Here is a 12,863-nt window from a genome sequence, read left to right as displayed (position 1 = left end):
CGGAGTAGTGCTTGGCGATGCTGACCACCAGGCGCAGATTCGATTCGATGAAGCGGTTCTTCGCGCGGCGGCCATCATGGGCAAGCCAGGCCAGCTCGCGGGCCAAGGACGGGTCGTCGACTCCGCGGGACAATTTTTCGCCGGCGAACAGCCCGACCTCGATGCGCTGCGCAAGGGTCACCTCGTCGACGGCGGTGAGCAGGGGCCCCTTGCCGATGCGGCGCGGGTAGTCGCCGAAGGCATCCGTCGATGAGCTGTAGCGGGCGGGAGCGGTCGACGGAGCGGTGGTGAAATTCGCTGGCGCTGGCGCTAACGCTGGCGCTAACGCTGGCGCCGAGGTCGGGGGCTGATCCGCGGCCGGTGTCGGTCGGGAGCCCGAGTGCTCCGGGGGTTGAGTCTCTTGAGTGGCCGTGCTCATCGCAGGGCCGTTCCGGTGGGTGCCGGACGGAGGGCGAGACTGGCCGTGGCACGGTCAAAGGACGAGAAGTACGCTCGCTCCCGGGGGCGGCCGAAGTCCGTCACTTCGAAGGCGTCGTCCACGCGCTGGATGAAGCCGACCAGGGCGGCCGGATCGCCGTCGGCGATCATCCGGTCGCTGATGCGCCATTCCGTGGGGGAGAGTTCATTGATCCCGATATTTCTCGCGGGTGGAGTGGGGTTCGTTTTTCGTGTGCCACTGTCGGCCATCACTGCCTCCGAGTATTTCTTAAGAGTTCAGTACACAGCGTGGAAACGACGGCCTCAAGGGGCTTGACTTTGCCGCCCAAACGGGGGTGCGAACCAGCTTCCGAGAGGCCTATGGCCAGCAGCATTCCGGCGCCGCAAGCCCGCGTAGGCTAGGAGCATGATCGAACAGGTTTCCGAAATCTTCGACCCGACCCAGTGGCGGGAAGTCGCGGGCTTCGACCGCCTCACCGACGTCACATACCACCACGACGTGACCGGGAGAATCGCCCGGGTGGCGTTCAACCGGCCCGAGGTGCGGAACGCGTTCCGCCCGCACACCGTCGACGAACTGCACGCCGCCCTCGAGGATGCGCGCGTCAACCCGCGCATCGGGGTGGTGCTCCTGACCGGCAACGGACCCAGCCCGAAGGACGGCGGTTGGGCGTTCTGCTCAGGCGGGGACCAACGCATCCGAGGCCGGGATGGCTACAAGTACGCCGAGGGAGAGACCGCGTCCGGGATCGACACGGCGCGCGGCGGCCGGCTGCACATCCTCGAGGTGCAGCGGCTGATCCGGTTCATGCCCAAGGTTGTCATCGCGGTCATCCCCGGCTGGGCGGCCGGCGGCGGGCACTCTCTGCACGTGGTCTGCGACCTCAGCATCGCCAGCGCCGAGCACGGCAAGTTCAAGCAGACGGATGCCGACGTCGGCTCCTTCGACGCCGGATACGGCAGCGCCTACTTCGCCCGCCAGGTGGGGCAGAAGACCGCGAGGGAAGTGTTCTTCCTGGCCCGCGAGTACTCCGCGCAGCGCGCCTTCGAGATGGGGGCCGTGAACGCCGTGGTGCCGCACGCCGAACTCGAGGTGGAGGCGCTGGATTGGGCCCGCACGATCCTGACCAAGTCGCCTACCGCCATCCGGATGCTGAAATTCGCTTTCAACGCCGTGGACGACGGCCTGGTCGGCCAGCAGGTGTTCGCCGGGGAGGCCACCCGTCTGGCCTACGGCACCGACGAGGCGGTCGAGGGGCGTGACGCGTTCCTGGAGAAGCGCGACCCCGACTGGGGTCCCTACGACTGGCAGTTCTAGGCGACCATGACCCGGCGGCTGAGGGTCGTGCCGGTCGGTGACCCGCTCGACCTGATGACCCCGTTGCGCCTCGCGCTGGCCGACACCGGCGACGCCGTGCTGCCGGTCCCCGGCCGGCCGGAGGCCGCCAGACGGGCGAGCCTGGCGCGCGTGCCCCGTCAGGTGGCGGTGGTGATCGAGACATCCGGCTCAACGGATGTGCCCAAGCGCGTGATGCTCAGCACCGACGCTCTACTTTGCAGCGCCGCCGCCTCCAGCGTGCGCCTCGGCGGCCCCGGTCAGTGGCTGCTGGCCCTGCCCGTGCACTACATCGCCGGGGTGCAGGTGCTCGTGCGCTCGATCGTGGCCGACACCGTCCCCGTCGTGCTGCCGAGCGGCCACTTCGACCCGGCCGTGTTCGCTGCCTCAGCCGGACGCCTCACCGAGCCGCTGCGGTTTACCGCCCTGGTCCCGGTGCAGCTGGCCCGGCTGGTCGCCGCGGCCGCAGACGACCCTCACCTGCTGGCCGTGCTGCGCCGCTTCGACGGCATCCTGGTCGGCGGCCAGGCGCTGCCGTCGCAGCTCGCCGAGCAGGCCGTCGACCTCGGCCTGCACGTGTTCGCCACCTATGGCTCGTCGGAAACTTCCGGCGGTTGTGTCTACAACGGCACCCCGATCGGCAACTCCGAGGTGCGCGTGGTCGACGGGCAGCTGGAGATCGCGGGCTCCGTGCTCGCCGAGGGGTACCTCGGTGACCCCGTGCGCACCAGCGACCGCTTCCTCAAGGTGCACGGGGGACGCTGGTACCGCACGGGTGACCTGGGCGAGGTGGACACCGCGACGGGCCTCGTGCGCGTGCTCGGGCGAGCCGACAACGTGATCATCTCCGGCGGCGAGAAGGTGTCGCTCGATGCGGTCGAGCGGGTCGTCCGGTCGCTGCCGGGCTTCGGCGAGGCGGTGGCGGTGGGCCGGCCCGACGTCACGTGGGGTCAGGTCCCGGTGCTGGTCGTGCCGGCGGAACCCGGTGCGGAACCCGGTGCGGCCGGCCTCCCCGAGGACTCCCTCGAGAGAATCGGGGAAGCCGTGGCATCCGCGCTGGGCAGGGCGGCCAGGCCCGCGCGCCTCGTGCGGGTCGCGTCGATCCCGCAGCTTTCCACCGGCAAACCCGACCGTCTTGCGCTGGGCCGGATGCTCGCCGCTCTCTGAGCTACCGAGCTACCGGCACGTACTATGAAGGCGTGGCACACGGAGCGCGGCCGGTCAGGCCCTCACAACAGCGATTGAACCCCTCGGCAGCGACCTCTTCGGCGGCCCGGAACGGAAAGTCGGGCAACCCGGCCCGGCGCAATGCCGCCGCCGGCCGCGGCCCGGCGCGAACCGGACCGGCCACGGCGGGAGACTGGGTCTCCGGAGCACGCCTGCGCACCCTCCCCCTGGCTATCGCCCCGGTGGCCCTCGGCACCGGGGCGGCGATCGTCGTGAGCGGCCCCGGCGTCTTCCATCCGGTACGGGCGGTGCTCGCCCTGATCGTGGCCCTGTGCCTGCAGATCGGCGTGAACTACGCGAACGACTATTCCGACGGTATCCGCGGTACTGACGCCAACCGGATCGGCCCGGCCCGGCTGACCGGCAGCGGAGCCGCTCAGCCCCGTGCCGTGCTCACGGTGGCCCTCGCATTCTTCGCGCTCGCCGCGCTCGCCGGCCTCACCCTGGTGGTGCTGACCGGTCAGTGGTGGCTGCTGCTGGTCGGTGTCCTCGCCATCATTGCGGCCTGGTTCTACACCGGCGGACGCAAACCGTATGGCTACTTCGGTCTCGGCGAGGTCTTCGTCTTCGTGTTCTTCGGCCTTGTGGCGACCGTTGGTACCACGTATGTGCAGGTCGGCACCGTGAACACCGAAAGCTGGCTGAGCGGCGTCGGGATCGGCCTGATCGCCATGGCCGTGCTGATGGTCAACAACCTGCGCGACCTGGAGCCGGACCGGGCATCCGGCAAACGCACCCTCGCGGTGCTGATCGGGAGCATGGCGTCGCGGGTCGTGTTCTGCCTGTTCCTGCTGCTGGCGTTCGCGATCGTCGCCTTCTTCGCGGTCTTCTACCCGCTGGCCTGGCTGACATTTTTCGTGCTGCTGCTGGCGGTGCCGGCCGGGTTGATCACGGTGACGGCGACGACCTCGACCGAACTGGTGCTGGCCCTCAAGCTGACCAGCGTCTCGGCGTTGGCCTACGGGCTGCTACTGGCTCTCGCGTTCGCGCTGTAGGTCGGCTTCGGCCGCCCGCGCATCGGCCCGGTCGAGGGCAGCGTCCTCGGACACGGCGTCGGGGTGCGCCGGCTCCGTATCGGGATGCCGCGCCTGGTACAGGCCCAGCGCGACCTTCTCGCGAGGCTTCCGCAGAAAGATGAAGGAGAGCGAGGCTCCGATCACAGCGGCGGCGATCGCGGCAATCCACCACTCGATCCGGAGGAAGAGCATCAGCGTGAGCGGAACGGCGAACAGGAGCACGCGGAAGACCGAATAGGACACCCAGGCGGGAACAACATTCATGGCCACAGTTTAGATCGCCGGGCTGTGCGCTCACTCACCGATCTCACGGGTGGGAGCCATACACTGTGGGAATGGTTCGCCTGTGGTTCGCTCTTGGAGTCGTCGTCGTCGTCCTCACCGTCTATGCGCTGGTGGATTGCGCGCTCCTCCAACGATCCCGGGTGCGCGGGCTGCCACGCTGGGTGTGGATGTTCGTCATCGTGCTCATTCCCGTGATCGGGCCGGTGCTGTGGCTGCTGATCGGTCGCGGCCGTGCCAGCACGGGCAAGATCGTGCGGTCGTTCGCCCCCGACGACGACATCGACTTCCTCAAGGGTTTGGACCGGGCCACGTCCGACCAGGAACGACTCCGCGCCCTCGAGCAGGAGCTTGCCGACCTTGACGCCCCGGATCCCCGGGACCTCGGTGCGGCAGGAACCACCGACACGACGGGAACCTCCGGCACGCCCGGACAGGGCAGCCAGGGCAGTCAGACCGGCCAGAACGGCCAAGCCGGGTTCGAGCCGAAAAAATCCGAGCCGGGCGAAGGCGATCTGCCTGGCCGGCGGGATGCCTGACATCGCCTCGAGCGGTAGCCCGGCCACAGACTTCAGCGTCTCTCTCCTCGGTGAATTCGTGCGCCTGGGCGTACGCGACCTGGTTCTCAGCCCGGGCGCCCGGTCGCAGGCCCTCGCCCTGGCCGCTGCCGAACTGGAGCGGATCGGGCTGATCCGGCTGCACGTGCGCCTCGACGAGCGCGGCGCGGGCTTCCTCGCTCTTGGCCTTGCCGTCGAGGCCGGCCGGCCGGCGCTGGTCGTCTGCACCTCGGGCACGGCCGTGGCGAACCTCCATCCCGCGGTGCTCGAGGCGCACCACTCGGGGGTGCCCATGATCCTGCTGACGGCCGATCGGCCGAGCGAGCTGCGCGGCATCCGTTCGAACCAGACCACCCTGCAGCCCGGCCTGTTCGGTGTGGCGACGCGCCTGTGCGTGGATGCGTCCGCACCGGAGGGTGCGGCCGGCGAGCACGCCGATGCCATTGCCCTGGCCCGACAGGCGACGGATGCCGCCACCGGTGCCACCTCACTCGATCCAGGCCCGGTGCAGCTCAACCTGGCGTTCCGGGAGCCCCTGTCGGCGCCGGTGGCGCTGACTCCCGAAGCGATCTCCGGCCCGGTCGGACTCGGCGAGTCGGCCGCGGTGCTCGCCGCGCCCGTTTTGGACGCGTCCCCGACCGAACCGGTCTTCCCGGTCACGGGCGGACCGCGCACCGTGGTCATCGCCGGCACGGGCGCCGGCCCCGAGGCCGAGGAATTCGCGCGTACCGGCGGCTGGCCGCTGCTGGCCGAGGTGTGCAGCGGCGCCCGGTTTGGCCCGAACCTCGTCTCCGCCTACCGCGAGCTGCTGCTGGCCTCCGACCTCGGTGGGCGGGTCGAGCGCGCTGTCGTGTTCGGTCACCCGACGCTCAGCCGCGAGGTGCCGGCCATGATCGTCCGCGAGGGTGTGGAAACCATCGTGGTGGCTCCCACCGGCACCGAATGGTTCAACCCCGGACACCGGGTGCGCGTCTTCGCCCGCGCCGCCGCCCCGGACGCCGCGGCCATCGCAGCGGCCGAAAGCCTCGAGGGGCGGGAATGGCTGGGCCGCTGGGTGATGTCCAGCCGGCACCTGCTGGCCGCGGGAGCCGCCCGGGAATCGATCCCGATCGGCGATCGCGGAATCACCCGCGAAGAGCTGGCCGCCATGCGCGCGCCGGTCACCCGGCCCATGCTCGTGGACGCCGTCTGGCGCGCCTCCTGGCCGCACGACCGTCTCGTTTTCGGTGCCTCCCGGTTGGTGCGGGTGGCCGACCGCCGCGTTCCCGGCAAGAAGATCTCTGTGCACTCCAACCGCGGTCTGGCCGGCATCGACGGCACGGTCGCCACGGCCGTCGGCATCGCCCTGGCCAGCCAGACCGGTCCGACGCCGCAGTCCACCGGGGTCACCCGCCTGGTGGTCGGCGACCTCACCCTGCTGCACGATGTCGGGTCGCTCCTGCTCACCCCGGGGGAGGCGCTCCCGCGGCTCCAGATCATCGTCGGCAACGACGGCGGCGGCACCATTTTCGACGGTCTGGAGGTGGCGGCATCCGCCCGCGCCGACGCCATCAACCGGGTACTCTTCACCCCGCAGCAGGCCGACCTCGCCAACCTCGCCGCCGCCTACGGCTGGTCATACGGTCTGGCGGCCACCCGGAGTGACCTCGAGCGCGCGCTGACCGCGCCGCACGCGGGGCCGAGCATCCTCGAGGTTCCGCTGGTTCGCTAGGTTTGCCGGGGCGTCTGCGGGACACTGTTCTGCAGCGAAGGGTGCACCGTGGCTGAACGCAGCGAACAGGAATTCTGGGCCGGGGAACCGAGGGGGTTGCTGCGGGTGACGCCGGGGTTCCGGCTCGCGGGCGTGGACCCCGCCTCGACGCCCGGCTTTGACGGGGTGGAAAAGGACAACGCGGACGAAGCGCTGGCCGTCGGGGCCGGCGTGCTGTCGGACCTGCAGGAGATGCTCTTCGCGAACAGCCGGTCCGGCGACCCGCGCCGCGTGCTCCTCGTGCTGCAGGCCATGGACACGGCCGGCAAAGGCGGCATCGTGCGCCACGTCGTCGGCGCTGTCGACCCCCAGGGCATCCGTCTGTACGCGTTCAAGGCGCCCACGGAGGTGGAACGGTCCCACGACTTCCTCTGGCGGGTGCGCAAACGGCTGCCCGACGCCGGCCTGATCGGGGTCTTCGACCGTTCACACTATGAGGATGTGCTGGTCGGCCGCGTACGGGCGCTGGCCCCGGCGGCGGAGATCGAGGAGCGCTACGGCCTGATCACCCGGTTCGAGCAGGAACTCGTCGACGCCGGCACGACGATCGTCAAGGTCATGCTGCACATCGGCTCCGACGACCAGAAGAAGCGCCTGGCCGAGCGGCTGGAACGCCCGGACAAGCATTGGAAGTACAACCCGGGCGACGTCGACGAACGCATGCAGTGGGCCGCCTACCAGGAGGCGTACCAGCTCGCCCTCGAACGCACGTCGACCGTCGCCGCGCCCTGGTTCGTGGTGCCGGCGGAGAAGAAGTGGTACGCCCGCCTGGCCGTGCAGCACCTGTTGATCGACGCCCTGCAGCGCCTCGACCTGACCTGGCCGTCGGCGACCTTCGACGTCGAGGTTGAGAAGGCCCGCCTCGCCGCGACCTGAGTGTGGCCGTTCCGGCCGAGCGTGACCCCCGGAGCGGGGATCCTCGCTGAACGGAGTCTGCGGAGGCTGGTCAGCCGAAGGCCTCCACGACGGGGCGGAACTTCATGCGGGTTTCGGCGAGCTCGCGCTCGGGCTCGGAGTCCAGCACGATGCCGCAGCCGGCGTAGGCCGTGACGCCGCCGGCGGGGCTGACCTGGGCGCAGCGCAGGGCGATTGCCCACTCGCCGTCGCCATCGGCGCCGACCCAGCCGACCGGGCCCGCGTAACGGCCCCGGTCAAACGGCTCGAGTTCGCGGATCAGGGCGAGGGCCGTCTCGGTGGGCGTGCCGGCGACCGCGGCCGTCGGGTGCATGGCGGCGATCAGGTCGAGGGAGTTCGATCCGTCGCTCAGGGTGCCCTCGACGTCCGTTGCCAGGTGCCAGAGGTTCGGCAGCTTCAGGGTGAACGGGATTTCGCTGGTGGTGAGGTGAGAGGTGTGCGGGCGGAGCGAGGCCAGCACGCTCTGCACCGCGAAGGCGTGTTCGTCGCCGTCCTTGGCGGAGGTGGCCAGCTGGAGGGCTGCCTCCAGGTCGGAGGCGGCATCCGCGCCCCGCGACATCGTGCCGGCGAGCACGCGGGCGTTGACCTCGCCGTGGTCGGCGCGGATGAGGGTCTCCGGGCTGGAGCCGACGAGGCCGTCGACCGCGTAGGTCCAGCAGTCGGGGTAGCCCAGCGCCAGCTCGCTGATGGCGCGGCGCAGGTCGGATTCCGTCGGTAGCCGCCCGACCAGGTCGCGGGCCAGCACGACCTTGTTGAGGTCTCCGGAGGCGATGCGGGACACGGCTTCGCCGACCGCGTCGCGGTACCCGGCGGGCGGCAGGGCGCCCGGCAGTAGGGAGATGCGGTATTCGGTGCCGAGGGGACGGAGCGCCAGGGGAATCTCCGGAGGCGTGGTGCCGGTCGGCCAGATGCGCGTCACCCAGCATCGGCCGTTGTCGCGACCGATGATGACCTGCGGCACGATCAGCACGCTGGTCTGGGCCGAGGAGGCGTCGAAGGCGAAGGCTCCGAAAGCGAGCAGGCCCGTGCCGGTGCTTGCGATCGGGTCGGACACGGTGGCGGCGGCCGCGACGTCGCGCCAGGCGGTGGCGGCATCCGTCAGCCGGGTCGCTCCGGAGAACTCGAGCCGCAGGGCCGTGCCGATGCCGGCCAGACCCTGGTTGCGCCGCATCCAGAGCAGCGGTGCTCGGGTATCGAGCAGAAGAATCAGTTGGCGGATGTCAGCGATGGGGGTGGTTTCGACCGTCAGAGCCTGAGCATTCACCTGCATAGCCTATGCCAGAGGCTGTGGAGAGCGCGGCGCGTCCGCGGGCAATCTAGACTGTGGGGGTGAGTAGAGCAGACCTCAATAAGCAGCCAGAGCAAGTCGCTGCCATGTTCGATCAGGTCTCCACCCATTATGACCGCACGAATGCCGTTCTCTCGGTAGGAAACGCGGCCCTGTGGCGGATGGCCGCGACCCGCGCCGTGAACCCCCGGCGCGGCGAACGCATCCTCGACATCGCCGCCGGAACGGGCACGTCCAGCGTCGCGCTGACAAAGACGGGCGCGCACGTTGTGGCCGCCGACTTCTCGGAGGGCATGATCGCGGTCGGCCGTTCACGTCACGCGGACAACCCGCGGGTCGAGTTCGTTCAAGCCGACGCCACCGCGCTGCCGTTCGCCGACAACGAGTTCGACGCCGTGACCATCTCGTTCGGCCTGCGCAACGTGGTCGAGCCCAAGAAAGCCCTGGCCGAGTTCTACCGGGTGACCAAGCCCGGGGGGCGCGTCGTGATCTGCGAGTTCTCTACGCCGCCGTTCGCACCGATCCGGCTGGGCTACTTCGCCTACCTCACTCGCGTGATGCCGATGATCGTAAAGCTCGCGTCCTCCAACGCGGAGGCGTACGACTATCTGGGCGAGTCGATCGCGGCCTGGCCGAACCAGCAGACCCTCAGCGCCTGGCTGCGAGAGGCGGGCTTCGACGCCGTCGCCTACCGCAACCTGACCGTGGGTATCGTGGCACTGCATCGCGGCGTCAAGCCGACGGATGCGTCAAACGCACCGTCTTGAATCCTCCCAGATCCGATCGTTAGGCTGACAGAGTGAAACCGAGCATGCCCCTGTTCCGTCGCGGCTCATCCGTGACGAGCCAGCTCGGCCTCAGCGATCGCATTTTCTCGACCGCCCAGGACCGTGGCCTTGCCGCGGGCATCGACGGGGGAATCGATCAGGTCGAGGCCAGTCTGCTCGCCGAGGTGACCTTTGCCGACGAGATCGCGAACGTCACCAGCCGCTACCTGCTCAACGCGGGCGGCAAGCGCGTACGCCCCATGCTGGCGCTGCTCACTGCCCACCTCGGCAGCGGCAACCACGCGGACGTCATCACCGCGGCCACCGCGATCGAGATCACCCACCTGGCCTCGCTCTACCACGACGACGTGATGGACGACTCGGACAAGCGCCGCGGGGTGCCGAGCGCGCAGACCGTGTGGGGCAACTCGGTGGCGATCCTGACCGGGGATCTGCTCTTCGCCCGCGCCAACCAGCTGATGGCACGGCTGGGCGAACGGGCCATCCGTTTGCAGGCCGACACCTTCGAGCGCCTTGTGCTCGGCCAACTGCACGAGACCGTCGGTGCGCAGCCCGGCCAGGACCCCGTGGAGCACTACATCCAGGTGCTCGCCGACAAGACCGGGTCGCTGATCGCGGCGGCCGCCCAAGCAGGCATCATCTTCTCCGACGCCCCGTCCGAGTTCGAAAAGCCGGTGATCGCGTTCGGTGAGAAGATCGGCGTCGCCTTCCAACTCATCGACGATGTGCTCGACCTCTCCCCGCAGCCGGAGGAGACCGGCAAGGTGCCCGGCACCGACCTGCGCGCCGGGGTGGCCACCCTCCCGCTGTTGCGCCTGCGCGAGCGTGCCCCGCACGACGCCGACGCCGCCGCCCTGCTCGAACGCCTCGAACGCGACGTGATGGCCAGCAACGGCGTCGCGACCGCCGCGGCGGACTCCGCGATCACCGCGCTGCGCGAGCACGACGTGACCGGGCAGACCCTCGCCGAGGCGCACGGCTGGGCGCATGACGCGGTCGAAGCCCTCGCCCCGTTGCCGGACGGCTCGGTCAAGAAGGCCCTCACCCGTTTCGCCGACACGATCGTTGAACGATCCAGTTAGACGATCAAGCTAGAAAGGCTTCCATGACCAAGTTGCGATTGGCCATTGTCGGCGCGGGACCTGCGGGTATCTACGCCGCCGACATCCTGCTCAAGGCGGAACGGAACTTCGAGGTTTCGATCGACTTGTTCGATCACCTGCCGGCGCCCTATGGACTTGTGCGCTACGGCGTCGCCCCGGACCACCCCCGGATCAAGGGCATCATCACGGCCCTGCGCGATGTGCTCGACCGCGGCGACATCCGTGTCTTCGGCAACGTGCGGTTCGGTATCGACATCACCCTCGACGATCTGAAGAGGCACTACAATGCCGTCATCTTCGCGACCGGGGCCGTGCGCGACGCCGACCTGGACATCCCGGGCATCGACCTGGACGGGTCCTACGGGGCCGCCCGCTTCGTGAGCTGGTTCGACGGGCACCCCGACGTGCCGCGCACCTGGCCGCTGGAGGCTCAGGAGGTTGCCGTCATCGGAAACGGCAACGTGGCACTCGACGTCGCACGTATGCTCGCCAAGCACGCCGACGACCTGCTGAGCACCGAGATCCCAACGAACGTCTACGAGGGACTCAAGGCATCGACGGTGACGGATGTGCACGTGTTCGGCCGCCGTGGACCAACCTCCGTGAAGTTCACCCCGCTGGAGCTGCGGGAACTCGGCGACCTGCCCGATGTGGACATCGTCCTCTATGACGAAGACTTCGACTACGACGATGCCGCGCGGGACGCCGTGGCCAGCAACAAGCAGGTCTTCGTGATCGACAAGGTTTTGAACAAGTGGCGGGAGCGCCCGGCCGGCACGGCCAGCCGCCGCCTGCACCTGCACTTCTTCGCCAAGCCCGTAGAGATCGTCAACGACGGCGAGGGCCGGGTCGGCGCCATCCGTTACGAACGCACCACCCCCGACGGGCAGGGCGGCGTCGTCGGCACCGGCGAGATCCGCCAGCTGCCGATCCAGGCCGTCTACCGTGCGGTGGGTTACTTCGGGTCGTCGCTGCCGGGCGTTCCCTTCGACAGGAAGCGCGGCGTGATCCCCAACCGGGAGGGGCAGGTTCTCTGGAAGGGTGACCCGTCGTTCGGGTCGAAGAGCGCCAACACGCAGCTGTACGGCGTCTACGCCACCGGGTGGATCAAACGCGGACCGGTCGGGCTGATCGGGCACACGAAGTCAGACGCCATGGAGACCGTGCGGCACCTGATCAACGACCTCGGCAACTGGTGGCGCCCGGAGTCGCCCTCCGAGCGGAGCATCGTGAACCTGCTCGACGAGCGAGGGGTGCAATACACGAACCTCGACGGCTGGCACCGGCTCGACCAGCACGAGCTCGCGCTCGGCTCCGACGAGGGTCGCACGCGAGTCAAGGTCGTTCCCCGCGACGAGATGGTCACGATTTCCCGCGGCGAGAGCTGACGCGCGTGGCGCCCGGGCTGTCGATTATCGCCGGCCTGATCGGCGCCGCACTCGGGATTTTCCTGACCGGGATTGCCGAACGGATGCTGCGCATCCGCCGCCGCTTCGCGTGGCCGGTGCGTGCCGCGGTGACCGTGTCGACCGGACTGCTGGTCGCCCTGGTCGTGTGGAAGTTCGGGACAGGGTGGGAGCTGCCGGCGTATCTGTACCTGGCACTGATTGCAGTGGTGCTCAGCGTCGTCGATTTCGCCGAGAAGCGACTGCCGAACGCGCTGGTCTACCCCTCGCTGATCGTGCTGCCGCTGTTGTTGACGCTCGCGGCGGCGGCATCCGGGGCCTGGCAGGCCCTACTCGGGGCCTTCCTTGGCGGCGCCGCGCTGTTCGCGTTCTATTTCGTGCTCGCCCTGATCTCGCCCGGCGGCATTGGCATGGGCGACGTGAAGCTGGCCGCGGTGATTGGCCTCGCGCTCGGATATCTGGGCTGGACCCCGTTTCTCGTCGGCGCTTTCGGTGCCTTCCTGATCGGCGGCCTGGTTTCGCTGGTTGCCCTTGCGCTTCGCCGGGTGACCCTACGGAGCTCCATCCCGTTCGGGCCGTCCATGCTCGCGGGTGCCTTCCTGGGCGTGTTGCTGGCCTGAATTCACCCCGGAAGGGGGCCAGGACGCGCGTTGAGACGGGGCTACGGTGACGCTGTCGCCGCCCCTGCGGCGAGTTCGCTTCACCCGAGGAGCACCTGTGTACCCGAATCTTTCTGCCCGCGGCGCGCCTGGAGACA

The 12,863-nt window shown here is 69.3% G+C and carries 14 protein-coding genes; 10 read left to right on the top strand and 4 right to left on the bottom strand.

Annotated features, from left to right (window positions below; translation table 11 throughout):
* A partial coding sequence (locus E3O22_RS06305) for a sigma-70 factor domain-containing protein (RefSeq protein WP_304988787.1) occupies positions 1-418 on the bottom strand: 418 nt, incomplete at its 3' end.
* Positions 415-687 carry a hypothetical protein gene (locus E3O22_RS06300; protein ID WP_134396066.1) on the bottom strand — a complete coding sequence of 91 codons (273 nt, stop codon included), beginning with the start codon at positions 685-687 and terminating at the stop codon, positions 415-417. The genes E3O22_RS06300 and E3O22_RS06305, both read right to left, overlap by 4 nt.
* A gap of 157 nt (positions 688-844) precedes the next feature.
* Here E3O22_RS06300 and E3O22_RS06295 point away from each other — a divergent pair, with 157 nt between their 5' ends.
* The 3 genes from E3O22_RS06295 to E3O22_RS06285 all read left to right on the top strand — a co-directional run bounded on the left by E3O22_RS06295 (position 845) and on the right by E3O22_RS06285 (position 3,996).
* On the top strand, positions 845-1,756 hold the full coding sequence (locus E3O22_RS06295; RefSeq protein WP_134396065.1) for a 1,4-dihydroxy-2-naphthoyl-CoA synthase: 912 nt from the start codon (positions 845-847) through the stop codon (positions 1,754-1,756).
* 6 nt (positions 1,757-1,762) lie between these two features.
* The gene (locus E3O22_RS06290) at positions 1,763-2,941 is read left to right on the top strand and encodes an AMP-binding protein (RefSeq protein WP_166784581.1); all 1,179 of its coding nucleotides are present in this window, start codon (positions 1,763-1,765) and stop codon (positions 2,939-2,941) included.
* A 74-nt stretch (positions 2,942-3,015) separates the two neighbouring features.
* On the top strand, positions 3,016-3,996 hold the full coding sequence (locus E3O22_RS06285) for a 1,4-dihydroxy-2-naphthoate polyprenyltransferase (RefSeq protein ID WP_134396064.1): 981 nt from the start codon (positions 3,016-3,018) through the stop codon (positions 3,994-3,996).
* On the opposite strand, the gene E3O22_RS06280 is transcribed toward E3O22_RS06285, so the two are convergent.
* Positions 3,970-4,281, bottom strand: coding sequence for a DUF4229 domain-containing protein (locus tag E3O22_RS06280; protein ID WP_134396063.1), 312 nt, complete (start codon positions 4,279-4,281; stop codon positions 3,970-3,972). The two genes, E3O22_RS06285 and E3O22_RS06280, sit on opposite strands and share 27 nt — an antisense overlap.
* Before the next feature lie 71 nt (positions 4,282-4,352).
* Here E3O22_RS06280 and E3O22_RS06275 point away from each other — a divergent pair, with 71 nt between their 5' ends.
* From E3O22_RS06275 to E3O22_RS06265, 3 genes are read left to right on the top strand one after another with little or no spacing between them, the layout of a single operon-like run.
* Entirely contained in the window at positions 4,353-4,838 is a 486-nt protein-coding gene (locus tag E3O22_RS06275; RefSeq protein WP_134396062.1) for a PLD nuclease N-terminal domain-containing protein, read from the top strand.
* Entirely contained in the window at positions 4,831-6,567 is a 1,737-nt protein-coding gene (gene menD, locus E3O22_RS06270; protein ID WP_134396061.1) for a 2-succinyl-5-enolpyruvyl-6-hydroxy-3-cyclohexene-1-carboxylic-acid synthase, read from the top strand. The genes E3O22_RS06275 and menD overlap by 8 nt, the downstream gene beginning before the upstream one ends.
* A 48-nt stretch (positions 6,568-6,615) precedes the next feature.
* Positions 6,616-7,482: a PPK2 family polyphosphate kinase gene (locus E3O22_RS06265; RefSeq protein WP_134396060.1), complete on the top strand. Its 867-nt coding sequence runs from the start codon at positions 6,616-6,618 to the stop codon at positions 7,480-7,482.
* Positions 7,483-7,552: 70 nt separating this feature from the next.
* Here E3O22_RS06265 and E3O22_RS06260 read toward each other — a convergent pair whose 3' ends face one another.
* Positions 7,553-8,791 (bottom strand): isochorismate synthase MenF, encoded by a 1,239-nt coding sequence (locus tag E3O22_RS06260; protein WP_134396059.1) that lies wholly within the window; start codon positions 8,789-8,791, stop codon positions 7,553-7,555.
* Positions 8,792-8,850: 59 nt separating this feature from the next.
* Between E3O22_RS06260 and E3O22_RS06255 the strand changes: the two genes are divergently transcribed.
* From E3O22_RS06255 to E3O22_RS06240, 4 genes are read left to right on the top strand one after another with little or no spacing between them, the layout of a single operon-like run.
* Entirely contained in the window at positions 8,851-9,576 is a 726-nt protein-coding gene (locus tag E3O22_RS06255; RefSeq protein WP_134396058.1) for a demethylmenaquinone methyltransferase, read from the top strand.
* A gap of 32 nt (positions 9,577-9,608) precedes the next feature.
* A complete protein-coding gene (locus E3O22_RS06250) occupies positions 9,609-10,679 on the top strand; it encodes a polyprenyl synthetase family protein (protein WP_369827960.1) in 1,071 nt (356 codons plus the stop codon).
* A gap of 23 nt (positions 10,680-10,702) precedes the next feature.
* Entirely contained in the window at positions 10,703-12,088 is a 1,386-nt protein-coding gene (locus tag E3O22_RS06245; protein ID WP_134396057.1) for an FAD-dependent oxidoreductase, read from the top strand.
* 5 nt (positions 12,089-12,093) lie between these two features.
* Positions 12,094-12,726, top strand: a complete 633-nt coding sequence (locus E3O22_RS06240) for an A24 family peptidase (RefSeq protein ID WP_241973316.1) — start codon at positions 12,094-12,096, stop codon at positions 12,724-12,726.
* Positions 12,727-12,863 lie beyond the last annotated feature (137 nt).

It is taken from the genome of Cryobacterium sp. TMT2-18-2 (genome assembly GCF_004402245.1).
Lineage (GTDB): Bacteria > Actinomycetota > Actinomycetes > Actinomycetales > Microbacteriaceae > Cryobacterium > Cryobacterium sandaracinum.
The sequence above is the reverse complement of the archived record's forward strand: the minus strand, read 5'-3'. Positions and strand labels throughout refer to the sequence as shown.